Origin of the sequence: Alienimonas chondri (genome assembly GCF_013036045.1) — a bacterium.
Classification (GTDB): Bacteria; Planctomycetota; Planctomycetia; order Planctomycetales; family Planctomycetaceae; genus Alienimonas; species Alienimonas chondri.
Genome location: NZ_WTPX01000010.1, coordinates 14,167 through 37,797, shown reverse-complemented (window position 1 = coordinate 37,797; position 23,631 = coordinate 14,167). Strand labels below are relative to the sequence as shown.

The 23,631-nt window shown below is 68.2% G+C and carries 18 protein-coding genes; 9 read left to right on the top strand and 9 right to left on the bottom strand.

Annotated features, from left to right (window positions below; translation table 11 throughout):
* Positions 1–5: 5 nt before the first annotated feature.
* From LzC2_RS02940 to LzC2_RS02915, 6 genes are all read right to left on the bottom strand, one after another.
* Positions 6–1,205: an NPCBM/NEW2 domain-containing protein gene (locus LzC2_RS02940; RefSeq protein WP_171183579.1), complete on the bottom strand. Its 1,200-nt coding sequence runs from the start codon at positions 1,203–1,205 to the stop codon at positions 6–8.
* Between the two features lie 17 nt (positions 1,206–1,222).
* Complete coding sequence (locus LzC2_RS02935; RefSeq protein WP_171183576.1) at positions 1,223–2,263, bottom strand: hypothetical protein; 1,041 nt, start codon at positions 2,261–2,263, stop codon at positions 1,223–1,225.
* Positions 2,264–2,298: 35 nt separating this feature from the next.
* Entirely contained in the window at positions 2,299–4,176 is a 1,878-nt protein-coding gene (locus LzC2_RS02930; RefSeq protein WP_171183574.1) for a hypothetical protein, read from the bottom strand.
* Entirely contained in the window at positions 4,173–6,617 is a 2,445-nt protein-coding gene (locus LzC2_RS02925; RefSeq protein WP_171183572.1) for a hypothetical protein, read from the bottom strand. The genes LzC2_RS02930 and LzC2_RS02925 overlap by 4 nt, the downstream gene beginning before the upstream one ends.
* A gap of 116 nt (positions 6,618–6,733) precedes the next feature.
* Positions 6,734–8,110, bottom strand: a complete 1,377-nt coding sequence (locus LzC2_RS02920; protein WP_171183570.1) for a mandelate racemase/muconate lactonizing enzyme family protein — start codon at positions 8,108–8,110, stop codon at positions 6,734–6,736.
* Positions 8,107–9,378: a hypothetical protein gene (locus tag LzC2_RS02915; protein ID WP_171183568.1), complete on the bottom strand. Its 1,272-nt coding sequence runs from the start codon at positions 9,376–9,378 to the stop codon at positions 8,107–8,109. The genes LzC2_RS02920 and LzC2_RS02915 overlap by 4 nt, the downstream gene beginning before the upstream one ends.
* Before the next feature lie 95 nt (positions 9,379–9,473).
* Here LzC2_RS02915 and fae point away from each other — a divergent pair, with 95 nt between their 5' ends.
* The 5 genes from fae to LzC2_RS02890 all read left to right on the top strand — a co-directional run bounded on the left by fae (position 9,474) and on the right by LzC2_RS02890 (position 15,769).
* Entirely contained in the window at positions 9,474–9,971 is a 498-nt protein-coding gene (gene fae / locus LzC2_RS02910; protein WP_171183566.1) for a formaldehyde-activating enzyme, read from the top strand.
* 52 nt (positions 9,972–10,023) lie between these two features.
* Complete coding sequence (locus LzC2_RS02905) at positions 10,024–10,809, top strand: NAD(P)-dependent methylenetetrahydromethanopterin dehydrogenase (RefSeq protein ID WP_171183564.1); 786 nt, start codon at positions 10,024–10,026, stop codon at positions 10,807–10,809.
* A 151-nt stretch (positions 10,810–10,960) separates the two neighbouring features.
* Entirely contained in the window at positions 10,961–14,077 is a 3,117-nt protein-coding gene (locus LzC2_RS02900) for a BamA/TamA family outer membrane protein (protein WP_171183562.1), read from the top strand.
* 82 nt (positions 14,078–14,159) lie between these two features.
* Positions 14,160–14,813 (top strand): DUF447 domain-containing protein, encoded by a 654-nt coding sequence (locus LzC2_RS02895; RefSeq protein ID WP_171183560.1) that lies wholly within the window; start codon positions 14,160–14,162, stop codon positions 14,811–14,813.
* On the top strand, positions 14,810–15,769 hold the full coding sequence (locus tag LzC2_RS02890) for a GHMP family kinase ATP-binding protein (RefSeq protein WP_171183558.1): 960 nt from the start codon (positions 14,810–14,812) through the stop codon (positions 15,767–15,769). Before LzC2_RS02895 ends, LzC2_RS02890 begins: the two co-directional genes overlap by 4 nt.
* A gap of 15 nt (positions 15,770–15,784) precedes the next feature.
* Here LzC2_RS02890 and LzC2_RS02885 read toward each other — a convergent pair whose 3' ends face one another.
* Both LzC2_RS02885 and larC read right to left on the bottom strand, forming a co-directional pair.
* Positions 15,785–16,246: a hypothetical protein gene (locus LzC2_RS02885; RefSeq protein ID WP_171183556.1), complete on the bottom strand. Its 462-nt coding sequence runs from the start codon at positions 16,244–16,246 to the stop codon at positions 15,785–15,787.
* Positions 16,247–16,254: 8 nt separating this feature from the next.
* Complete coding sequence (gene larC, locus LzC2_RS02880) at positions 16,255–17,568, bottom strand: nickel pincer cofactor biosynthesis protein LarC (RefSeq protein WP_171183554.1); 1,314 nt, start codon at positions 17,566–17,568, stop codon at positions 16,255–16,257.
* A 113-nt stretch (positions 17,569–17,681) separates the two neighbouring features.
* Here larC and LzC2_RS02875 point away from each other — a divergent pair, with 113 nt between their 5' ends.
* Complete coding sequence (locus LzC2_RS02875) at positions 17,682–18,986, top strand: AAA family ATPase (protein WP_171183552.1); 1,305 nt, start codon at positions 17,682–17,684, stop codon at positions 18,984–18,986.
* A 16-nt stretch (positions 18,987–19,002) separates the two neighbouring features.
* Here the strand turns inward: LzC2_RS02875 and LzC2_RS02870 are convergent, their stop codons facing one another.
* Positions 19,003–19,401, bottom strand: a complete 399-nt coding sequence (locus LzC2_RS02870) for a hypothetical protein (RefSeq protein ID WP_171183550.1) — start codon at positions 19,399–19,401, stop codon at positions 19,003–19,005.
* A gap of 95 nt (positions 19,402–19,496) precedes the next feature.
* Here LzC2_RS02870 and LzC2_RS02865 point away from each other — a divergent pair, with 95 nt between their 5' ends.
* The 3 genes from LzC2_RS02865 to LzC2_RS02855 all read left to right on the top strand — a co-directional run bounded on the left by LzC2_RS02865 (position 19,497) and on the right by LzC2_RS02855 (position 23,484).
* A complete protein-coding gene (locus tag LzC2_RS02865; protein WP_171183548.1) occupies positions 19,497–21,596 on the top strand; it encodes an FAD-dependent oxidoreductase in 2,100 nt (699 codons plus the stop codon).
* 127 nt (positions 21,597–21,723) lie between these two features.
* Entirely contained in the window at positions 21,724–22,791 is a 1,068-nt protein-coding gene (locus tag LzC2_RS02860) for an AAA family ATPase (RefSeq protein ID WP_171183546.1), read from the top strand.
* A 99-nt stretch (positions 22,792–22,890) separates the two neighbouring features.
* The gene (locus tag LzC2_RS02855; protein WP_171183544.1) at positions 22,891–23,484 is read left to right on the top strand and encodes a hypothetical protein; all 594 of its coding nucleotides are present in this window, start codon (positions 22,891–22,893) and stop codon (positions 23,482–23,484) included.
* Positions 23,485–23,631 lie beyond the last annotated feature (147 nt).

The window sequence follows — 23,631 nt, the reverse complement described above, 5'->3', positions numbered from 1 at the left end:
CTGCCTCATCGGGTGAATCGAGCGTTGCCGAGCGCGAGGTGATCGCCCACGGGGTCGCCCGCGACGCCGATTGCAATCGTCAGGGTGCGGACCCCGGTGAGGTCCACGTTCAGTTCCAAGGGTGCATCCGTATGCGTCACCCGCTGCGCGAACAACTCCCGACCGTCGCCGGAAATCGTCAAATCGACCGCGCCCACACCCAGCGTGCGGCGGGCGTCTTCGATCCCGACGGTCGCCCGCAGCCGGCCGGTGTCCTTGGGCAGGCGCCACTCGTAGGACGTCGGGGCATGGAGCACGAGCCCGCGATCGAAGGTGCGGCCGGCGATGCCGATCGGCTCGCTTTGGAGATTGAGATTGCGGCCGACGATCCACTGATCGTCCGCCCAGACGGAGTCCGGGTCGGGCCCGCCCCGCAGCGGCAGATCCGCCAGCGGGGTGACCGACCCCGCGGCGAAATCGATCGACGCCACGCCGGACAGCGGGACGGTGACGCTCGGCCCGTCGACCAGCTTCATCTCGGCCATCCCCTCCGCGGTGATGTTGAGGGACGCCGCCCTCAAGGCTCCGCCGACGTGCGGATGCAGGATCGCCACCGGCTTCGCATCGAGGTCGGTGCCGCCGAACACGATGCCGATGAAGTTCGACCGCCCGCGCGGCAGCGGCACCTCGGAGCCGTTCAACAGGAACGGCACGGTCTCCTCGCCGACCCCGCCGACGCTGCCGACCAGCTTGTCCAATCGTTCGCCGCGACGGACGACGACCAAGTCCCCGTCCGGGCCGGAGGTCGCCAATTCGTCCCAGCGTTCGAGATCCGCTCCGGTGAGCGGGCGAAAGCGAATCGCTCGTACCGCCGCTCCCGGCAGGCTGACGGTCCCGAGACCCGGCGAGGAGGCCTGGAGGACGCCGTCGACCAGCGTGACGGCGGACACCGGCAGGACGCTGCCCCCGGCCAGCAACACGGCGGACTCCGCGACGGCGGGGGGAGCCTCCGGGAGCGGCAGACGCAATTCCGCGAGATCATCGAACGGCAACAGGCGTTCGCCGTCTTCCGTGAGCAGCCGCACCCGCTCGTTCTCCGCTCCCACCAGCGATCCCGACGCGGCGGCCCCGTTGAGCGGCAGAGCTTCGACCTGAACGTCCGCCGACGCCGCCACCCCGACGGCGCAGAACAAGGGAACGACGAGGCACCACGGGGCGAGGGGCATCGACGACGACTTCATATTCAATCTTCCTCCGCGGACTTACGAAAATACTCTTCCACGACGCGGCGATAGTGACCGGGATAGTCGCGGTCGAGCAGCGAGCGAGCCCGGGCCTGCTCACGAGGCGGCAGGTCGCCCCATCCCCCGGCGCCGTCCGCCGGCTTGTCGTCCGCGATGCCGTCCGAAGGTCCGCCCTTCAGGGCGGAGTCGGAGCCGGGATTGGCGGACTGATTCGATTGCGACGGACTGTTGCCCCCGCCCTCCCCGCCGCCGCCGCCGGCCTGGGCCTGCAGCTTCTCAATGATCGCATCGAGGCGAGCGATGATCTCCTCTTCCTGTTTGCGAACCTTCGGGCCGCTGCGGCCGAGGTCGAGGCGGCGTTCCACGTCCCGCATCATCCCGGCCACTTCACGGAGCGACTCGGGTTCGGTTTCGTTCAATTCCGCCTGCATGAGGCCGGCCAACGCGGTGACCGACTCCGGCACGCGGGCCGTTCGGTCCAGCAGCGTCGCGAGGGTTTGCAACGCCTCGCCCCGCATCAGCAGTTGATGCTCGCACACCGCGCGGCAATACAGCGCGGTCGCCGGATCGATGAGTTCCGCCGGGGCCAGCCCTTCCAGTTCGCCGAGGGCTTCGTCGTACATCCCCAGCCGCACCAGCGTGCGGCCGACGATCAGCCGGAGATGATCCCGCGCGAAGGGATCGGAGGAGTCCACGGCAAAGTCGACGTCCGGTCGTTCCTCAGGCGGGCGGCCAAGCGGGTCGAGCGCGGCGAGCAGGTCCTCAATCGCCGGATCGGCGGCCCGCAGGGTGACGGCGAGCAGGTCGAGCCGTTCCGCCGGCGGCGTTTCCTCGGTCATCCCGTCCCAGGAGGCGAGCAGATCCTCGCGGTTCGGCAACGGCTCCTGCCGAACCTCGGCGCGGCGGTCGAGATACGCGGAGACCGCTTCCCGCACCTCGCCGATCGACGGCGGGGTGAAGGTCTCGAAGGGCGCCTCGCTCACGTCGGGCGGGGCAGCCTGTGCGGCGACGACGACCAGCAACAGTTCGGCGAAAGGCACGGCGGTTCCGGGGCTGGAGGGGACGGGGGCGGGCGTCAGTTCGTTTTGCCGACCGCCAGATCATACGTCGCCGACTCGATCCGCGACTGACGGCCGGACAACGCGCGCAGTCGAGACGTCACGTCGACGTCCGCCGCATCGCCCGGCGCGGGGACTTCCAATCCCAGCAGTCGAGTCCGCCGATTGATGCCTTTCTGAAGGGTCCGCAGCATCTTCAGCTCGGAAATTTTGTCGATCAGAGCCTCTTCGCCCGGCTGTCCCTGTTGCTGCTGTTGCTGGCTCTCGGACTTCTGCTGTTGGAGCTTTTCGAGTTCGGCCTGCAACGCATCGATCAACTCTTCGAGCGACTCGATGACGTCCCGCTCGACCTGCTGGGTGAGGTCGTCGACACGGGCCTTGAGGAGCAACTCGGAGGCGAACTCGACGTCCGCGGCGATCTGTTGCAGCGCTTCGGGGAAGGCGACGCTCGAACCGTCTTCGCGCAGTAACTGCAACGCTTTCTCCCCTTCCAGTCCGATCGCGCGTTCACGACGGGCCAGATCGCGGGCTTTGGTTCGCTCGCGATCGGTAATCTCTTCGACCCGAGCGACGGCGAGCGTATCGGTCAGCACGGCTTGCTGCATCGAAAGCATTTTTTGGAACCGAACTTCCAACGCCCGCAGCACGAGTTCGGCTTCCTCTTCGCGGAGCTGGCGGAGGATCTCTTCGAGGCGCTCCTTCGCTTCGGCGAGTTTCTTGATCGCTTCTTCCTGGGCCTCCTGAGCGCCCTCGCGCTCCGCCTGCTCCAGCTCCTTGAGGGCATCTTCCATCGCCTTCTTGGCGGCCTCCAACTCCTCCTTGCCGGGCGTGGAGTCCGGCGGCGGTTCGTCGGACGGCGGTTGTTCGCCGCTCTCTCCCGGCTCGCCGGGTTCGCCAGGCTGCCCCGGCTGGCCGGGCTGCCCCGGCTGGCCGGGCTGCCCCGGTTCGCCCGGGGGGCTGTCGGAGGGTTCCGGCTCGCCGGGGTCCGACGGATCGCCCGCTTCGCCTTCGCTCGGCTCTCCTTCCCCCGGCTCCTTCGGTTCCCCTTCCCCCGGCTCCTTCGGTTCCCCTTCGCCAGGTTCCTTGGGTTCGCCCTCACCCGGTTCTTTGGGTTCGCCTGCGCCCGGTTTCTTCGGTTCGCCATCGCCCGGCTCCCCTTCAGAGGACTCGCCCGCTTCGCCTTCGTTCGGCTCGCCCTCGCCGGGGTCGCCCTGCATGTCGGGGGAAGCGTCGGAGGGATCGCCCGGCTCGCCTTCGGCGGATTCTTCGCCCGCGGCTTTTCCGGCGTCGTCCTGTTTGATGTCGTCCAGCAGTTCGCCGGTGCGTTCGGCGGTGTCGCGCTGCTTGCCGGCAACTCGGGAGGCGGCTTCGCCGCGTCGATTTGCGGCGCTGTTAGCTTTTTGAGCGCTGGAGAGGCGATTCACATCCTTCAGAATCGCCGCGAGGCGTTCCTGCTCGGAATCGATCTCCTTCCTGCGGTCCTCGCTGCGGAGCAACCCGAGCACGCTCCGCATCCCGTCGACGAGCTGGGCCTGCTGATCGATGGCGTCCCCGAAGTTCGGCGACAACCCGGCGGCGGCGTCGCTGCGCAGCAGATCCGCGACGGATTTCATCCGCACCTCGATCCGCTCCTCACGGGCCTTCTGCAACGCCCGCACGAGCAAATCAGAGCGCTCCGGCTCCGTTTTGCGGAGGTAACGGGCCATCTTCAGCAGCGTGTCCTCCAAGCGGCCGAACTGCGCGGCGAGCGCCCGTTCTTCCTCTTCGAGACTCGGCCGAGGCGGTTCGTCCTCCGCCGCTGCCGTGCCGGCGGGCAGCCATGCTGCGCCGAGGACCAAGGCGAACAGCAGGCCGCACCGAGGCGCCCGGGAGGCGATCGTGACGAGGAACGTCATTCAAAGAGTCCGTCGATGAGGTCGGTCTTCTGTTCACGCTTGGTGCGTTCGAGCAGTTCCTCCTGCGCCTGCACCAGCAACTGCAAGTCTCGCACCGCTTCATGGTATTCCGCGAGGTCTTCCATCTCCTGCAAGACCTTCGCCATCGCGGAGGCGAGACGCTCGGTGGCCTGGGCGGCGGCGGCGGCGGCGGCGGCTCGTTCCGGCCCCGAAGCGCCGGTTTCCGCGGCCGCCCCCAGGGCGCCCGCGGCGCGATCCGCTTCGGGGAACAGGTCGTCGGTGATCACGGTCAACGGCTCGAGGATCAGCTCCTCCAATCGAGACACCGCCGACGAGTTCTGCACCGCGTTGTTGACCAGTTCGGCGAGAATCTCCCGGAATCCGCTGCGAACGGCCTCCGCCTGGCCGGCGTTCTGCCCCAGTTCGCTCGAGGCGAGACCCGCGGTGCGGCGGACGTCGGCCGCGGAGGTCTCCGCAGTGATCAGTGAGAGGTCGTCGCCGGAGGCGGTGACCTCCTCCAAGCTGCGCTCGAAGATCCGCCGCAGGTTGACTTCGCGGTCGAACAACCGCGCGAGCAGTTCCTCCGGGGTGACGATGCGGAAGGAGCGTTCGGGGCCGCGGCCCTCGCCGGGACCGGTCAGATCGTTGGCGTCCGACGCGGCGACCACCACGGTCAGCGTCTGGCCGACTTTCAGGTCGAGCCCGGCGATCTCGAATCGCTCCGCGTCGCGGTCGGCGGTGAGGGCCGGGTCGGGATCGCCGACGTCGAATTGTTCCGGCAGGCCGCGGGGACGAACGCGGAAGCGCCGTTCCCGCCACTCCGAGGCCGATTCCGGGGGATCGTCCGCGTCCTCGCCGTCCGCCTCGGCCACGCCGTCCGTCGCCTCGTTCGCTTCCTCAACCAACTTGTAGAGAAAGCGGGCGGTGGCGACGCCGTAGTCGTCCGCAATCGTGCCGACGAACGGCACCGACGCGGTGCGGGTGAGGGCGTCGGAGACGCCGGTGGGTTCCGCGCGGACGGCGGGCGGATCGTCGACCACACCGGCCAACACCAGCCGGACCGGCGACTGACTGCGGATGCCGTCGGCGTCTTCCAATTCCACCGCAACCCGGGCGCCGGGTCGGACGCCGACGGTCCCCTCGGCGGCGCTAAACGGATCTTCCGGCGCGTCCGGGGCGTCGGACTTCGGGGGCAGCATCGTCAGCGGGATCCGAACGGCCGTCTCTCCGTCCTCAGAATCCATCACCGTCGGCACGGCCTCGCCGTCGATCGTCACCCGGGCGGCGGCGAGAGGCTTGTTGGCGTCGAGAACCAGTTCGAACTCCGTCCCCACCGGCACGGTCGCTTTGGCGCCGCGAACCGGGCGAACCTCGGGGAGCAAATTGCCGTCGGCGTCCTCGCTGTTCAGCCCGGTGTATCGCGGAAACTTCGCGGAGACGGCCACGCGACTCGGGCGGGGCGGATCGACGGCGTCGATGACGTACGGCGTTCGGGTGACGAAATCGCCGCCGGAGAGCCAGACGGTCATGCCGTCGCGGACTTCATCGAGGGCGAAGCGGAATCGGCCCGGGCCGTCCGGGAGCGCGAAGCTGCGGCCGGTGGCGCCGCCGGCGGTCTCGCGGGTGACGGTGACCTGCTCCGGCGCACGCCACGGGCCGCCGCCGGGGCGCTCGCCGGAGGGCGTGTCGATCAACAGGACGAGGTCCGCCCCGCGGGGATGCCGGTGCGCTTCGCCGGGCGTCAACGGCTTCGTTTCTTCGCCCGGCGGAAGCACCGCGGCGACGGTCAGCGACGTCTCGCGAACCCGGTAGATGTCCGCCAATTGAACGTAGGCGTCGGACAACCGCCGCACAGCGTCCGTCTGCCAGAGACCGAACGCGACGGTGCCGACCGTCAGCACGACCGCCAGAGCCAGGGAGCGACGCAGCGGGACAGGGTCGAACAACTCGCCCGGCGGAAGCGACCGCACGCGTTCGGCGGCGTCCGCCGCGGCGCGATCGGCGAGGGCCGCGGTGAAATGCGATTCCTGCTGCGCCAATCCGGGGTTCTGGGCGCGCTCGACGGCCAGCACGAGCCGGCCGCGGAGATCCGGGAACCGTCGTTCCGCGGCGAGGGCGAGGTCGCGGGGGCCGGCGGAGATGACCAAGCGCCCGATCAACCAGACCGCCGCCACCCCCAGCAGCAGCAGGATCGCGGCGCCGTCGAACCCGATTCGCAGCCAGTTCGGTAGTTCGAGCCGGGTGAGGAAGAACCAGAAGTCGTCGAGCCACAGCGCCGCCCAGAACACGCCGACGGCGGTGAGCGCCAGGATCGCCAGCCCGCGGAGGAGGACGTAGCGACGCAGGCGACCGCGGACCGCGGAGAGCAATCCGTGGAGTTCCGGCCGCAACGCGGCGGACGGCCGGCCGGCGATCTCCGCGGTGGCGGGCGGCGGGGGCATGGGCGCTTCGATCAGGGGCGGCGGCCGACGGCCTTCACGGACCGTTCACAAGGCGGACGCATCGTAGCGGCGGAAGGTTCCGACGAAAGGCGTTGCGTCATTCCGGCGGCCGTCCCTCAGGCAAATCCCAGCCCGGAACCGTCCAACTCGGCGGTGTTCACCGTGCCGTCCGAGATGTCGAACAATCCCGGGTATCGCGGCGCCCACGCCGCATTCGGACCGGGACAATACTGCCGGCCGTTCCCCTCGATCGCCGCGACCGTCGGGATGCGGGCGGCGAGACTGGCGCTGTGCAGGAACGACGCTCCCGGGCAGGTCAGATCCTGCACGCAGAGGAACAGCCCCAGTTTCTGAGCCGCGGCGCCCATCAGCAGGCTCTCCGTCTGCCCCTTGCACGCCTTGAGGGCCACGCCGCTGTACCCCAGTTCGACGGCCTCTAACAGCGCCCCGTAGCCGGTCAGCGATTCGTCGATCACGACCGGCTTGATCTTCGCCGCCTCGTGGACCGGGATCGGGTGAGCCTCCAGATCGCGGTGCGTGGGCTGTTCGAGGTACTGGATCCGCTCGAACGCTGCGGGGCTGCCGCCCATCACCCGATCGAGAAACGCGACCACGTAGGCCGCGTCGCGGCACTTCTCGTTGAAGTCGCAGGAGTAGAACCACTCGTTCACGCCCCGTTTTGACTGAGCCTCCGCGACGATCCGCTCAATGCTCAGCACGCGGTCCACGTCCCAATCGAGGTCGTCGCCGGCCAGTTTGATTTTGAAATGCGTGATCCCGTCCGCGGCGATCCACTCCGGCAGCGTCTCCGGCAGGCCGTCGCCGATCGGCTCGTTGACGTCCGCATCCGTCAGCGGATCGAGGGCGCCGACGAGGTGATACAGCGGCATCGTCGGCTTCGGTGCCCGCAGCGTGTACTGGTCGAGGTATTCGCCGGCGAAGCGGTCGTCGAGGTAGGTCGAGAGATCTTGATTACAGAAGTCCGGCCCCAGCACGTCGAAGCTGCTGCGATCGTGCACGCGACCGACGGCGTCGTGCAGGGCGGCATCAACCGAGGACAGCGCCACCAGCCGAGCGAGGGGCGGGATGAAGTCGACCGGGGTCGTCGAGGTCGCCGCGAACAATTCTTCGCCTTCGCCGGCCTCCATCAACACAGAACCAAGTTCCACCACATCGCAAAAGGTCGGCGGGAAGGCGGAATCGCTATCGGTGAGATCGACGCATCCCTCGCTAGCCAACTCAGCCAACAGCTTCATTGCTGCTTCCGCCTGATCGGCGGACACCTCCTCGCTTGGCCAGGCCCAGATGTTCCCCACCGGCATCGAGCCGTGCCCGGTCGCGGTTTTGCCGTCGCGGCGTTCGACGGTCACTGCGGCGTTGATGAGGTCCGTGCGGTCCACGACCCGCCCGCCGAACTTCAGCGGGGCGCGAAAGGGAACCGGCTCGAACGTCACCTCGCAGGCGACGACGCGGACGTCGTGGGGGTTGCTCATACCGGCAATTGTAGCCCCCACCGCTCGAGTCCGCTGTGTTCCGCTTTGAGCATCGAACGCACCTCTTTTTCCCGCTCGTCCAGTTCGGTGTGGAGGCGTTCCGTTCCGTTCAGCCTCTCCCATGGTGCGATCGAAGAAACGGGCGAGCAGGGCGTGCTGGCGAAGACGGTGCACACCGGCTCGTCTTCGTGCACGATCGAACCGGGAGCCGGTACGTCCGCGATCCAAAATGCGTCGGTCGGACCGTAAACCGGCAAACGTCCGACGCGGACGGTTCGCCGTGCGTAGACGACACGCTTCGCATGAACCGATCCTTCGTCAGGGCCAGAAGCGGACGAATTCAAGCCTTTCCCGCTCCACGTCTCGAAAGGCAGTAACCGAGCCGGCAAGAGTTCCATGGACGCGGTCCACCGCGGGTTGACCTCGAGCACGCCCAGCGTCGGCTTCGTCCCCAACCTTCCCTTAAACGGCCCCGTCTTGGGTCTGTGCGGCCTGGAAAAGGAGAGGAAGTCGACGCCGAACAGGCCGTCAAGCGAAAAGGCCTCGCCGATCGTCTGAAAAACGGTGCGTTCGGGCGGCAACGCTAAGCGTGACGCGGCCGGCCCGACGCACTGACCGAAGCGGATCGCCGAAAGTGGACCGTCGTGATGGGGCGGCGATGGAAATTCGCTGAACCGCAAACCGCTTGTGAACTTCCGGCACGGCTCTTCCCAACCGTCGCTCACCTGGCCGACAAGGCTTTCGGTCGCCCTGGCGCTGTCCGGGACAAGCTGCTGGAAATAGTGCGGTTCTTGGCGCGCGGGATAGTTCATCGTCGCGGCTCGCCACACGACGACGTCGCGCCCTCCGCAACTCGCTCGCGGTTTGAGCAACCAAGTGTCGTCCATGGGGGGCGGGTCGTGCTCCTCCCGCACCTCCAACGTCGGCAGGCCGGCGTCGGCAAGGGCCTGTTGCAGCCGCACGGGATCGCGGACCGCGCGGAGCGTCTCGCCCCCGTTGCCCCGCAGCGGAGCCAGCTTCGCGCAGCGGTCAATCAGGTCCGGCCGGTTCTCCAACGGACCGACGTACATCCACGGCACGCCCAGTTCGCCGACGACCCGTTCCACCTGTCCGTCGCTGCCGTCCCAGAGGAAGCACGGGTCGGCGACGGCGAGCAGATCGAGATCGTTGTAGCGGTCCAGCGCCGCGACCTGCAGGCCGGCTCGCACCGCGCACCACGCCGCGGCCCGGGCGCTGCCGCCGACGATCAGCAGGTCGGGGGACGCCATCGGAGAGCGGCGGGGCTTTGCCGGGTCGGGTGAAACGCTCGGGGGAAGATCGTACCCTCTCGCGGCGTCCCCGAAATCTCTACGAGAACGAATCTATGTCCCTGCACGTCGGCGAAGCCCTGGTGGGCGAAGGCAACGAAGTCGCCCACATCGATCTGATGATCGGCGAGAAAACCGGCCCCGTCGGGATCGCGTTCGCCAACGCCCTGTCCCGGCAGTCGCAGGGCCACAGCAACCTGCTGGCTGTGTTGGAGCCGAACCTCGCGGTGAAGCCCGACACCGTCATGATCACCAAGGTGACCATCAAGGGCGCGAAGCAAGCGGTCCAGATGTTCGGCCCGGCCCAGTACGCGGTCGCCAAGGCGGTCGCGGACTGCGTCGCCGACGGCACGATTCCGCAGGATCAGGCCGAAACGCTGTGCATCGTCTGCGGCGTGTTCATCCACTGGGAAGCGGACGACGACGCCAAGATCTACGAATACAACTACGAAGCGACGAAGCTGAGCATCCAACGGGCGATGAAGCAGGAGCCGAAGGTCGCCGAAGTGGTCTCCAAAAAGGACACCGCCAAGCACCCCTTCGCCGACGTTTAAGCTCGCTGACGTTGAAGTTCCGCCGACGCTCCAACGACAGGGTGCTCGTCCGATGAAACGCATCCTCCTGCACCTCGACGCGGACGCTCACCCGTCCGCGTTCGACCGCATCGTCGCCTTGGATGCGGGGGCGGATGAGGTTCTGTCGTACGGCGGCGTCACCCCGGAGAACGCCGTCGCCTTGGTGCACGGCACCATCTTCACCCGCGGTCCTCAGGATCTGAAGCACACGGCTATTTTCGTCGGCGGCTCGGACGCCTGGGAGGCGGAGGAGGTCGCGGACGCCGTGTCGCACGCCTTCTTCGGTCCGCTGCGGGTCAGCCTGCTGTGCGATCCGAACGGGTCCAGCACGACCGCGGCGGCGGCGGTGTTGGCCGCGAAGTTCGAGGGCGAAGCCGCGGTGCTGGGACTAGGACCGGTGGGCAGCCGCGTCGCGGCCCTGCTGGCCGAGGAAGGCGTCACGGTTCGCACCTACGATCCCACGCCGGAGCGCGGGCCAAACGCCGATTCGGTCCAAGAAGCCTTGGACGGGGCGACCGCGGCGTTCGTCTGCGGTCCCGCGGGCGTGGAGATCGCGACGTTAGACGCCCTGCGTTCCGCCGGCGTGACCACGGCGGTCGACCTGAACGCGGTTCCCCCCACGGGGATCGCGGGCGTCGAGTCGCAGGACGACGGTGAAGACCGCGACGGCGTCCGCTGTTACGGCGCCTTGGCGATCGGCGGATTGAAGATGAAGATTCACAAAGCCGCGATCCGGGCGCTGTTCGAGTCGAACGAGCGCGTGCTCGGGGCATCCGAGGCGCTGGCGTTGGGTGAAGGTCTGTCGCGCGCGAAGTAACGCCGCGCGAGGTTCCGGGTTGGAGCGGACGGCGGGGGGCTGCTATGCCCCCGCATTCCGGCCGCCCCCTGGCATTTTCAGGGGGATCGCGCCCGGTCCTGATCCGTCGGCTCGACTGATCGGGTTGATTCGCCGCCATTGGACGCCGCCCATGTCGCCACCGCTCCGCCGACGCGTCCCGGCCCTGCTATTGCTCTGCCTCGCGGCAGGCGCCTTGATCGCGCTGCCGGCCGGAGTTCTGAGCGCACAGACCGCGCCGGACAAGCCGATCGTCGGGGTCCGCGTCGAGGGAAACGAAACGATCCCCTCCGCGGTGATCCTGCAACGCATTTCGATCAAAAGCGGCCGGGTCGTCACCGACCACGAGATGCTGGACGACGTCCGCAGCCTGTATGAAACGAAGTGGTTCAGCCGGGTGAAGCGCGAGGTGCGCGACACGCCCGAGGGGCCGGTCGTGGTGTTCCTGGTCAAGGAATTGCCGCAGGTCGCCTCCATTCAGTATCGCGGCAACGACAAGGTCTCGGACGAGCAGCTCTCCCGCGTCACCGGGTTGGAGCCGGGCAGCCCCTACCGGGTGATGTTCAACCGCGACGCCGCCGAGCAGATCAAACGCTACTACGTCGAAAAAGGCTATCGCCACGCGAAGGTCGAACTGACTCGCGGCGATCAGGAGCAGCACAGGGACGTGGTGTTCCAGATCGTCGAAGGACCGAAGGTGCGGGTCGCGAAGGTCGCCTTTGCGGGAAACGAAGCGTTCTCCGCCGCGGTTTTGAAGCGTGATCTCGAGACCAAGGCGAAGCCGCTGGGGGTGGTGGATCTGTTCAACTTCGGCCTGTTCGATCCGACCACCGTCCCGCGGGACGAAGCGGCCCTGACCGACTACTACCGCGACCTTGGCTACTTCGACGTGAAGGTGTCGGCGGAGGTCTCGGAGAGCGAGGACCGCTCCGACATTTACGTGACGTTCCTGGTGGCTGAGGGTCCGCGGTATCGCATTCGGAACATCAATCTAGAGGGGAACGAGAAGCTGCCGGACGCGGTGCTGCTGCCCGACTCCTCAAAAAACGTTCTGGCGTCCGCCTTCGGTTTCGGTCCGGATGGGCCAGCGCTCGCCCCCGGCGACTACTACAACGCCCGATTCCTCCATCAGGACCGTGCGAAAATGGAGAAGCTGTACGGCGCCGAAGGCCGGCTGTTCACGAAGATTCAGCCTGCCCCGTCGTTCCTGGATACCCCCGGCATGATCGACCTGACGTACCAGATCGAAGAGGACAAGGTCCGCTATATCCGGCACATCAACGCCAGCGTGATCGGCGACAACCCGCACACTCAGCGGGCGTTGATCCACAACCAGATGCTGGTCAGCCCCGGGGACAAAGCGGACCCGCTGATGCTGAACAAGAGCAAAGCCCGCATCGGCGGCTCGTCGGTGTTCAATTCCCAGGTCGAGTTCACCATCGTCCCCGTCGACGAGGAACCGATTCTCCCCGCCGGCGCCTACCGCGGGCAAAGCCCGGACCCGGTCGTCTCGCCCCGGAGCTACGTCGCCCCGCCGGCGCCGCAGTCCACTCCTCCTTCGGCGCCCGAGTCGCAGGATCGCCGGACCGGCTATCTGCGGCCGCGGCCGGCCCCGCTGAACGAGTTGACGGTCCGCACGGCGTCCCTCCGGCCGATCCCGCCCGCCGCTCGACGCGAGGCTGCCCGACGCGACGCCGAACAGGAGCAGGTGCAGCGCCTGCCTTCGCCGCTGGAACCGCCGACGCCGGAGAACGACCCCGCCGGTTGGGTCGCCCAGCAGGATCTGTTCGATCTGTCGCGTGAACCCCGAACCGCTCACACGTTGCCGACCCTGCTGGAACCGGCGTGGGAGCCGAGTCTGCCGACGTTCGACGGCTTCGCGGAGACCCCGATCGCGCAGGTCACCCCTAAGATCCCGACGCGGGAAGAGAACGGCTTCATCAAGCCCGTCTATCGCGCCCAGAGCCCCGCCCCGCAATCGTCGCCTGGCGGCCAGTGGGAGCCGGCGCCGGTCGTTACCAGCGTCGCGCCCAGTCCCGTCGTCACCGCCGACGGCGCCTACGATCCGTTTCAGACCGTCCAGCAGACCGGCGGCGATATGGGGCCGGGGGTCTCGAACCCGCTGCTGCCCCAAAGCCCCAACGGCGGACCGTTTCAGGGACCGTTCCAAGAGCCGCCCGGCTACGTGGACATCGACGTCCGCGCCCGTGAAGAACGCACCGGTCGGTTCATGGTCGGCGCCGCGGTGAATAGTTCGAGCGGCCTCGTCGGTCAGGTGACCCTGCAAGAAGACAACTTCGACATCTGGCGATTCCCCCGCAGCTTCCAGGAAGTCCGCAACGGCAGCGCCTTCCGCGGTCGCGGGCAGCGCCTGCGGATCGAAGCGGTGCCCGGCGCCGAGGTCAGCCGTTACCTCGTCAGCCTGACGGACCCGTACTTCCTCGACAGTCTTTACAGCGTCGGCGTGAGCGGCTTCTACTACAGCCGGTACTACGACGAATTCAACGAGCAGCGGCTCGGCGGGCGACTGACGGTCGGTCGGCAGCTCACGCCGTTCTGGAGCATCGTCGGCAGCAGCCGTTTGGAAGACGTGAAGATCTTCGATCCGACCGTCCCCACCCCGCCGAAGCTGGCGGAAGCGGTCGGCAACAACACGCTGTTCACCGTCGGGGCGAGCCTCAAATACGACAGCCGCGACCGGGCGATCCTGCCCAGCGAAGGCTCCTTCGCGGAGTTCGGCTACACCCAGGGCCTGGGCGACTTCGTCTATCCTCGCTTCGACGCGGAAGCGGCCCAGTACTGGACGTTGATGGAACGCCCGGACGGCACCGGCCAACACGTCCTGAGCCTCAACGGCAGCGTCGGCATCGCCGGCGACGAGTTGCCGATCTTCGAAAGCTACTACCTCGGCGGCTACCAGACGCTTCGCGGGTACGACTTCCGCGGCGTCAGCCCGTTGCAGAACGGGGTGCGGGTCGGCGGACGGTTCAGCACCTTCGGCAGCCTCCAGTACCGCTTCCCGATTCTGGTGAACGATGCCTTGCAGGGCGTCGTCTTCAGCGACTTCGGTACGGTGAACGAAAGCGTCAGCCTCGACGACTTTCGGGCGTCGGTCGGCGCCGGTCTGCGGATCAGCTTGCCGCAGGCGTTCGGCCCGGCCCCGCTGGCGTTCGACTTTGCCGTCCCGGTCGCCGGTCCGGATTACGACGACGAGCAGCTCTTCAGCTTCAACATCGGCGTGACCCGCTGAGCCGCGGCCGGAACGTCGGGCCGACGGATGCGGCGGCCCGATCTCGGTTGGCAACGGATCGATTCAAGGGCACGCTTCCCGCGTGATTCTCGAAGGACTGGCGACGACGACCGACGCCGCGGGGCGGGTGAACCTCGCCCCGCTGGGGACCGTCTGGCCGGAGGCCGCAGACGAGCCGAGCGGCGACCGGCACGCCGATCGCTTCGTCATCCGTCCGTTCGCCGGTTCGACGACCTGCGCGAACCTGCTGGCGACCCGGCGGGGCGTGTGGCATGTCACGGACGACGCGGCGCTGATCGCCCGCGCGGTGATCGGCGAAACGAACGCGGAAGTCCAAGCCCTCCCCGACCGCGAGGACGTGCGGCTGGTCGATTGCTGTCGGTGGCTCGCCTTCGACGTGACGGAGGCGGTCGGCCCGGACGACCGCGGGCTCTATCGTTTGACGGCGGAGGTGCGCCGCCGGGGGCGAGTGCGGGACGGCGTCGGATTGAACCGAGCCGCGTTCGCGCTCGTTGAGGGGGCGATTCTCGCGACGCGGACCTTCCTCATGCCGCGGGCGGAACTCGACCGACGCCTCACGGACCTGGCACCCCTCGTGCAAAAAACCGGCACGGCCCGCGACGCCGCGGTGTGGGCGGACCTCGTCGCCGAGATCGCCCGCCGCCCCGCCGCGGACGAGCCCAGCGCCGCGAAAGGATCCGCCGCCACAGAACACCCCCCTGTCGCTCGCTCATGACGCTGCCCCTCCGCGAATCGGTGACGGTCACCGCGGGGGCGCGGCTGCACTTCGGCTTGTGCGCGCTCGCCCCGGAGTGGAGCGGCGCCGGCGTGACGATTGAGGCGCCGGTCACGCGGGTGACGGTCTCTCGCACCGACGGCAAGGCGGAGTTCCTCGCGGTGGAGAGCGAAGTCGATCGCCTCCGGGCCGCCGCGGTCGAGATCGCTGGGGACCGACCGCTGCGGGCGGAATTGCTCACCTCGCCGCCGGCCCACTCGGGTCTGGGGTCCGGCACGCAGATCGCGCTGGCGGCGGCGACCGCGACGGCCCGATTGTTCGGGGAGCCGGACCCGATCGCCGGACCGCTGTTTGAATCGCTGGGCCGGGCGAACCGCAGCCGCTTGGGCGCGGCGGGATTTCAGTCCGGCGGCATGCTGCTCGATCCGCAGGGCGCGGTCGCGGCCGCCCACGGAACGGGGGTTCGCAGCGTCGCCCTGCCCGCCGAATGGCGTTGGGTCGTGGTCATCCCGAAGCAGGGCGGCGGCATGACCGGCTCCGAAGAAGCGGCGGCCCTGCGACGGATGCCGGAGATGACCCGGCCGTTCAGCGGCGGGCTGCGTCGCATGGTGCTGCAAAGTTTGCCGATCGCCGCCGGATTGGGCGAGACTCCGCCCGACCCGGTCCTGTTCGCCCGCGTCCTCGCCGATTACGGCATGCGCGTCGGGAAGCACTTTGCACCCCTGCAGGGCGGCGTGTTCGCCTCGCCGGCGATTCGGGAGTGGGCTGCGGATCGCAAGGACCGCAACCTGCCCCCGCCCGCTCAATCGAGTTGGGGGCCGACGGCCTGCGCCGTGTTCGGCCACTCGGATGTCGCGGAGGCCGAGGCTCGGCGGGTGCGTCAGTTGCTCGGCGACGAAGTGAAGGTGCTGGTCACCGCGACCCGCAACCGCGGGGCGACCTTCAAGGAACGGTGACCGCGGAGCGAGCCGTCAGGCGGCCCGCCGCTGCTCCCCGGGTTCGTCGCGAGCCAGGATGACGGCGATCTGCCGGTCGTCGTAGCCGGCCTGGCGGAGGTGCAACCGCACCCGTTCGTCCCCCTCCGGCAGGGCGACCGGCAGCACGTCCGGCTCGTCGGACACCACCCGGAGACGCAACGCGGCGCTTTCCGCCCGTTCGGCGAGGGCGTCGAGTTCCGCCGCCTTGGTGTGCAGCGACGCCTCCGCGGCCCGACCTGCGTCGTGCAGACGCAGTTCCCACGCCCCGGCCGATTCGCGAACCGCATCCCTCACCGCAGTCGTGGGATCGGTGCGAACCTTCGCTGACTTCTGCTTCGGCGAGGAACGCACCCGGTAGCGACGCAGCAGCGTGAAGGTCAGCACCGCAATGCCCAGCGGCGCCAGCCAGCTGGCGGGGTCGACGGCCAGCGGGGGGAACGTCGGCGGAACGAGCATGAGCCGGGTCATCCGTGAGAGTGGTCGTGCCCGCCGTCGTGGTCATGACCGTGCGAGTGGTCGTGGTCATGACCGTGGGAATGGTCGTGATCGAGGCCGTGCGAGTGATCATTCCCCGCGCCGGCGGGCGGCGCAGCGGACGCGGGCGGCGCCGACAGGAACGCCGCCTCCGCCGCCCGGTACACGTCCCGCAGGGGGACGCGGCGGTCGGCGGCGATCTTCGCACAGGCGTCGAACTCCGGCGAGAACAGTTCCCCCCCGCCCGGTTTCGCCCCGACCTTGCCCAGCACCGGACCGAAGGCGGTCTCCACCGTCGCCTCCCGTCGCGGTCGCGTCGTGCGATCCAGCAGCCGGCGACGCACGCCAAACGTCGCCGTCTCCGCAAACAGCACGCCCTCGCAGGCCTCCCGTTTCGCAACCGGACACAGCACGCTCAGCACGACGCCGCTGCGGCCCTTTTTCATCGTCGCCGGCAGGGCGAACACATCCACGGCGCCGGCGTCGAACAGCTTGGCCGAGGCATGGGCGACGGTTTCCGGCGTCTCGTCGTCGAGGTTCGTTTCGAGCAGGAACACCCGATCCTGGCCAAAACCCCGCGGCACGTCCTCCGCGGTCCCGACGAACAGTCGGAGCAGGTTTGCCCGATCCGGCAGGTCGAGGTCGCCGGCGCCCAGGCCCACCTCGCTGACGGTCATCGCCGGCAGATCGCCGAAGCCGTCGGCGATCACCGAGACGATCGCCGCCCCGGTCGGCGTGGTCAGTTCGGCGTCGACCGACACCGCATCCAGCGGCACGCCCTTCAACAGTTCTGCAGTCGCCGGCGCCGGAACCGGGCAGATGCCATGGGCGATCTTCACCCGCCCCCGCCCTGTCGGCACGGGCGAGCAGGTCACGCGGTCCGCCCCCAGCAGGTCGAACCCCACCGCACAGCCGACGATGTCCACGATCGAATCGATCGCCCCGACCTCATGGAAGTGAATCGCATCCGGCGTGCTGCCGTGCACCCGAGCCTCGGCGACGGCGACGGCGTAAAACAGACGGTCGGCGAGGTCACGGGCGGTCGGCGTGAGGGCGCCCCGGTCGAGGATCTCGCGGATGTCCGACAGATGCCGATGGGCGTGCTGCGGGGGATGAACGACGTGCACCGTCTTGGCGCGAAAGCCGAACTTCACGACGTCTTCGCACCGCAGTTCGACGCCTTCAAGCCCCAGCGAGTCGATCGCCGACCGGACCGCGGCCTCGTCGACGCCGGCGTCCAGCAGCGCCGCGAGCGTCATATCGCCGGCGATGCCGGTGGGGGTGTCGAGGTGGGCGAGCTTCATATCGATCGGTCGTGCCGGGGGACGGAAGGTGAAGGGTGATCGCATCCGGCGAAACCGCAAGCGGGGGGCGCCGCCGTGACCTAGGTTCACGAATCTCCTTCACAGAAACGCCCATGACCGCCGCCGTCGCCGAGCCGCCCGCCGCCCCCGCCGAGTCGTCGCACGAGGAGCCGGCGGCGTTCTTTCCCCACCGCCCCGCCACCCTCGAAGCGGCCGGTTTGCCGATCGCGGAGGTCGAGACGCTCGTTCTGAAAATCCTGCTGAACCGCGGTCCGACCAGCGGTCGGGACGTCGCTCGTCAGATCCGACTACCGGGCGGGCTGATCGCCGATTTCCTCCGGGAATTGAAGCGCGAGAACGTCGTCACCTACCGGCGAGACGCCGGCCCGAACGACTATTTCCACGAGCTGACCGACGTCGGCGCCGTTCGCGCCGCCCGCGCCCACGATCGTTGCCGGTACGACGGCTGCGCCCCGGTGACGCTCGGTCAATACGTTGAAAGCGTCGCCGCTCAGACGCTTCGCAGTCAGACGATCACCCCGGCGGCGCTCCGCGATGCGCTGCGCGGCCTGCAGGTCTCCCCGGAGACGTTCAGTCAGTTGGGAACCGCCTTGGGCAGCGTCGGGGCGATGTTCCTTTACGGCGATCCGGGCAACGGCAAAACGACGATCGCGGAGCGGCTCACCCGGGCCTACGGCGAGGAGCTGTGGATCCCGCGGGCGCTGCAGATCGGCGGAGAGACGGTCCGGCTGTTCGACGCCGCCGTGCATGAGGAGCTGGCCGCGGTGGACGAGCGCCCCGCCTGCGACGAACGCTGGGTCCGCATTCGCCGCCCGACCGTCGTCGTCGGCGGCGAGTTGACGCTGGAGCACCTCGAACTGATCATGAATCCCGTCAGCGGGGTGATGGAGGCGCCGGTCCAACTGAAGGCGAACGGCGGCACGCTGGTGATCGACGACTTCGGCCGTCAGCAGATGAACCCGGACAGCCTGCTGAACCGCTGGATCGTGCCGCTCGAACGCGGCTACGACTTCCTCAATACGCCCGGCGGGAAGAAAGTGAAGGTGCCGTTCGATCTGCTGACGGTGTTCGCCACGAACCTCCGCCCGACCGATCTGGTGGATGAGGCGTTCCTGCGTCGCATCCCGTTCAAAATCCGTGCGGGCGATCCGTCGCCGGCGGAGTTCAAAGCGATCTTCGAGGCTCTCGCCCCGCAGATGGGCCTGACGATCGAACCCGGCGCCGTTGAGGCGCTGGCGACGGATCACTTCGTGAGCGTCGACCGCCCGATGCGGTTCTGCCATCCGCGCGATCTGCTGTTGCAGGTGCAGCGCCGGGCGAGCTTCGAGGGCCTCCCCCCCATCGCGACGACGGAGGCGCTGACGATCGCGGTCAAGAACTACTTCAGCGACCTGTAACGCCATAGCTGAGGCGTCAATCTTTCGCGGCGCCCTGCTGACGGGCCAGTTCCAGCACGGACAGTTTCTTGCCGCCCTCGGCCTTCGCCTCGGCGGGCGTCGCCGGCCGCATCTTGGTCGGCGGTTTGGCGAGGGCTCCTGGCTCCGGTTCGCCCCGCGGCTCTTCGCCCACCGCGGCCCGCACCGGGGGAGGCGTCTCCGGGGTCGGTTCGACCTCCTTCAGCGCCGCAGGATCGAGATCGAACCACGTTTCGTCCGCGCCGTCGAACTGCACGAGCGCGCGGCCGTTCATGTTGACGGCCCGCACCCGGCCCGTCAGGCCGGCGAACCGGGCCAAAGTGCCGACCGGCGACCGCACCGCGACGGTGCGGCCGGTCCATTCGGCTTTGAGGCGCTCGGGGCGGTCGTTCCACATGGCGGAAGTGTGCGGTCCTCCGGCGGAACCGCAACGCTGGCGACGAACGAATCAGGTTTGCATGATTCGTGGTCCATTTCCCCCGGAGTCGCCCGATGCTGTCGTCCGCGTTGTTACTTGTCGCCTTCGCCGCCCCGACGGGGGTAGAGGAAGCCCCCGTTCAGGCGGGATACGAAGCGGACGTCGTGATCTACGGCGGCACCAGCGGCGGCATCGCCGCCGCGATCCAGGTGCGTCGGATGGGCAAGAGCGTGCTGCTGATCGAACCGTCCTCCCACCTCGGCGGGCTGACGACGGGCGGCCTGGGGGCGACCGACATCGGCAACAAAGCGGCGATCGGCGGGATCTCCCGCGAGTTCTACACCCGCGTCGGCAAGCACTACGCCGACTCGGCCAGCTGGGTTCAGGAAGCGCCGAACGACTATCGCAATAAACGCGGCGCCGCCCCGGCCCTCGACCCCGACAACCCGGAGCCGTTCTGGACCTTCGAGCCGCACGTCGCCATGAACATCTACCGAGAGATGTTGGCGGAAGTCGACGTCGAACCGATGATGGAGGCGCCCCTCGATCGCAGCGAGGGCGGGGTGACGATGGAAGACGGCCGCATCGTGTCGTTCCGCCTCAAGAACGGCGCCGACGTCCGAGGCGAGGTCTTCATCGACGCGACCTACGAGGGCGATCTGATGGCCGCCGCGGGCGTGAGCTACCACGTCGGCCGCGAGGGCGAATCCGTTTACGGCGAGACCTACAACGGCGTGCGGCCGGCACTGAACTACAAAAATCACCGCTTCGTCGTGCCGGTCGATCCGTACGTCGTCGCGGGCGATCCGAACGCCGGCATCCTGCCGCAGGTGCGGACCGAACCGCTGCCGCCCTCCGGCGCCGGCGACGACGGCGTGCAGGCCTACTGCTTCCGCCTGTGCGCGACCGACGTCGCCGCCAACCGCAAAGCGTGGCCGAAGCCGGAGGGGTACGACGAGAGCCTGTACGAATTGCTGTTCCGCAACTTCGAGGCCGGCGACCTCCGTAAGCCGTGGAACCCGGTGATGATGCCGAATCGCAAGACGGACTCGAACAACAATCACGCCGTCTCCACCGACTGGATCGGCCAGAACCACGACTATCCCGAGGCCACCGACGAAGAACGGGCCGCCATCATCGCCGCCCATGAGCGCTATCAGAAAGGCTTGATGTGGTCCCTCGCCAATCACCCCCGCGTGCCGGAGTCCGTCCGCAACTACTACAGCAACTGGGGATTGGCCGCGGATGAATTCGAAGCGACCGGCGGCTGGCCGCCGCAGCTGTATATCCGAGAGGCTCGGCGGATGGTCGGCCAGCGGGTGATGACCCAGGCGGACTGCGTCGGCGACGTCGTCGCGGACGACCCCGTCGGCCTGGCCGCCTACACGATGGATTCGCACAACGTCTGGCGGTACGTGGACGAAAACGGCCACGTGCAGAACGAGGGCGACGTGCAACAGGGCGGCTTCCCCCCCTACCCGATCGGCTACGGCTCGATCGTGCCGAAACAGGAAGAAGCGACGAACCTGCTGGTGCCCGTCGCGATGGCCGCGTCCCACATCGCTTATGGCTCCATTCGCATGGAACCGGTGTTCATGGTTCTCGGCCAGAGCGCCGCGACCGCCGCGGTGATGGCGGTGGACGGCGACAAGCCCGTGCAACAGGTGGACTACGAGGTCCTCCGGGAGCGCCTGCTGGCCGACGAACAGGTGCTGGAATGGACCGGCGGCGTGAAGCGGATTCGGTCCGCCTCCCTGAAGGGCGTCGTCGTGGACGATGAATCGGCCAAGTTCACCGGCGCTTGGGTGAACAGCGGCGCCGTCGGCCCCTACATCGACGGCGGCTATCGGGCGGTCACGTGGGACGGCGAAGGCGATCCCCCGACCGCCGTCTTCACGCTGAAGGTTCCCGAGGAAGGCCGCTACGAGTTGCGGGTCGCTTCCGTGCCCCACCCGAACCGCACGCGGTCCGCCTTTCTGACCGTCGACGACGGCGTCCGCCGCGAGACGGCCGGCACCGCGATCGACCAGACCGCCGCCGGCGGCGAAGGGCCGTGGCGGACGCTGGAGGGCATCTCCGTGCGGCCCGGCTCGACCGTGACGGTCACGCTCGAAGCGGGCCGCGAGGGCTACACGATCGCCGATGCGGTCCAACTGGCTCCGGTCGGCGACTGACCGCGGCGCCGCGGCCCGGGCGCGGCATGCGAGCGCGGGGCGGGGGCGCGGGGACTGGCGGACCAACGTCCCCCCGCGGATGCTGTGCCCTCCCCGCGACCCGCCCCCGACACCCCGAGCCGCCGACATGACCGCCCCGGACATCAAGTTGGAAGAGAACCCCGACGTCGCCATCGAACGCGTCGGCGCCGCGTACCGGGACATCAAGGCTCAGGTCGGCCGGATCATCGTCGGGCAGGACGAGGTAATCGACCAGCTGCTGATCGCCCTATTCAGCCGGGGGCATTGCCTGCTGGAAGGCGTGCCGGGGCTGGCGAAGACGCTGATGATCTCCACGCTGGCGCGGACGCTCTCCATGAGCTTCGCCCGCATTCAGTTCACGCCCGACCTGATGCCGGCGGACATCACCGGCACGGACGTGCTCCAGCAGAACCGGGACACCGGCGATCGCGAGTTCCGCTTCCTCAACGGTCCGCTGTTCCACAACGTGGTGCTGGCGGACGAGATCAACCGGACCCCGCCCAAAACCCAGGCGGCGCTGCTGGAAGCGATGCAGGAACGGCAGGTCTCCGTCGGCCAACAACGGCACGCCCTGCCGGACCCGTTCTTCGTGCTGGCGACGCAGAACCCGATCGAGCAGGAAGGCACCTACCTGCTGCCCGAGGCCCAGCAGGACCGCTTCATGTTCAAGGTCTACGTCGGCTATCCGAGCTTTGAGGAAGAGAAGCAGATCGCTCGCGCCACCACCGGCGTGAGCGCCGACGAGATCGACCCGGTCCTCTCCGGCCCGGAGATCGTGGAGCTCCAAAAATTGGTCCGTCAGGTGCCGGCCAGCGACCACGTGATCGAATACGCCCTCGCGTTGGTCCGTCAGACGCGGATCAACGAACCGGGCGCCCCGGAGTTCATGAAGGAATCGCTCAGCTGGGGCGCCGGCCCGCGGGCCGTGCAGATGCTGTTGCTGGGCGCCAAGGCGAAAGCCCTGCTCGCCGGCCGCACGCACGTGAGCACGGAGGACATCGCCGCCCTCGCCGCCCCGGTGCTGCGTCACCGCATCGTCTGCAACTTCGCCGCCGAGTCCGACGGCGTCACCACGGACAAAGTCGTCGAACGCCTCGTCAATGAGACCCCGCAAGCCGAAGGCAAGCTGACCAGCGACCCGCGTTTCGCGGGGGTTTTCCAGAAAGCGGCGTGACTAGCCGATTAGGGGGAGCTCGTTTGAAGCACAAGCTGGTCTGTAAGGCTCCTATCAAAAAGGACCCCGACTGCCCGAACACGCCCCGGTTGTCTCGCCATGAGAGCACGCTACATCGCCTCAGCCGTTCTTCTCTTCATCGCGGGCTGCGGGCGGGACGGTGGAGACGAGCAAATGGATCTCGCGGACACACGCGTTTCTCGGCCGACGCCGGCCGTCGCAACGCCGCAGGATGGATCGGCGCCCTCCGCATTCAAAGAGGCGAAGAAGGTGCCGCCCGAGGCTTGGCCGCAACAATTGACGATCCTGATCGATGATCTGCGACAGCGGGGACACGCACCGGTACCCGATATCCGGGATTCCGACGCGGGCGAGACGACCAGTCAGAACGATCTGAGCCGGAATACAGCGTTCGCACGACATTGGCGGATGCCGGCGGATCAGGCGATGGTTGATGCGCACGTCCGGGCTTTCGACCTAGAGCCGGCGGAGGCCGGCGATCATGCCGTCTCGAAGATGTTCCTCAACTTCCCCAAGGACTGGCCTAAACCGGCTGCCAGACATATGGAATGGCATGCATGGCATTACAATAGAGACGATAGCTCCAGGCTGATGTTGTGGTTCATCCTGGCGTACGACCGCGAGGGCGGCATGCTGTACTTCTACCACCAGAACTATGACGTGACGGCCTGATCCGGGCGTGCAGACGGGCCGAGTAGATGCGAATTCGAGGACGGTACACCCGGGCGATCGTCCCATGCCAACGCCCGGCAATCGCTTCTGACCGAGTCGCTCCCGGTGCGGTTCAATGCTTGGTGTATGGCCGGCGCTCGCCGGTCG

Excerpts from the sequence above, each read along its gene's own strand:
- LzC2_RS02940 (WP_171183579.1), bottom strand. The coding sequence starts at position 1,205 with ATGCCCCTCGCCCCGTGGTGCCTCGTCGTTCCCTTGTTCTGCGCCGTC.
- LzC2_RS02930 (WP_171183574.1), bottom strand. The coding sequence starts at position 4,176 with ATGACGTTCCTCGTCACGATCGCCTCCCGGGCGCCTCGGTGCGGCCTG.
- LzC2_RS02925 (WP_171183572.1), bottom strand. The coding sequence starts at position 6,617 with ATGCCCCCGCCGCCCGCCACCGCGGAGATCGCCGGCCGGCCGTCCGCC.
- LzC2_RS02920 (WP_171183570.1), bottom strand. The coding sequence starts at position 8,110 with ATGAGCAACCCCCACGACGTCCGCGTCGTCGCCTGCGAGGTGACGTTC.
- LzC2_RS02915 (WP_171183568.1), bottom strand. The coding sequence starts at position 9,378 with ATGGCGTCCCCCGACCTGCTGATCGTCGGCGGCAGCGCCCGGGCCGCG.
- fae (WP_171183566.1), top strand. The coding sequence starts at position 9,474 with ATGTCCCTGCACGTCGGCGAAGCCCTGGTGGGCGAAGGCAACGAAGTC.
- LzC2_RS02905 (WP_171183564.1), top strand. The coding sequence starts at position 10,024 with ATGAAACGCATCCTCCTGCACCTCGACGCGGACGCTCACCCGTCCGCG.
- LzC2_RS02900 (WP_171183562.1), top strand. The coding sequence starts at position 10,961 with ATGTCGCCACCGCTCCGCCGACGCGTCCCGGCCCTGCTATTGCTCTGC.
- LzC2_RS02890 (WP_171183558.1), top strand. The coding sequence starts at position 14,810 with ATGACGCTGCCCCTCCGCGAATCGGTGACGGTCACCGCGGGGGCGCGG.
- LzC2_RS02885 (WP_171183556.1), bottom strand. The coding sequence starts at position 16,246 with ATGCTCGTTCCGCCGACGTTCCCCCCGCTGGCCGTCGACCCCGCCAGC.
- larC (WP_171183554.1), bottom strand. The coding sequence starts at position 17,568 with ATGAAGCTCGCCCACCTCGACACCCCCACCGGCATCGCCGGCGATATG.
- LzC2_RS02875 (WP_171183552.1), top strand. The coding sequence starts at position 17,682 with ATGACCGCCGCCGTCGCCGAGCCGCCCGCCGCCCCCGCCGAGTCGTCG.
- LzC2_RS02870 (WP_171183550.1), bottom strand. The coding sequence starts at position 19,401 with ATGTGGAACGACCGCCCCGAGCGCCTCAAAGCCGAATGGACCGGCCGC.
- LzC2_RS02865 (WP_171183548.1), top strand. The coding sequence starts at position 19,497 with ATGCTGTCGTCCGCGTTGTTACTTGTCGCCTTCGCCGCCCCGACGGGG.
- LzC2_RS02860 (WP_171183546.1), top strand. The coding sequence starts at position 21,724 with ATGACCGCCCCGGACATCAAGTTGGAAGAGAACCCCGACGTCGCCATC.
- LzC2_RS02855 (WP_171183544.1), top strand. The coding sequence starts at position 22,891 with ATGAGAGCACGCTACATCGCCTCAGCCGTTCTTCTCTTCATCGCGGGC.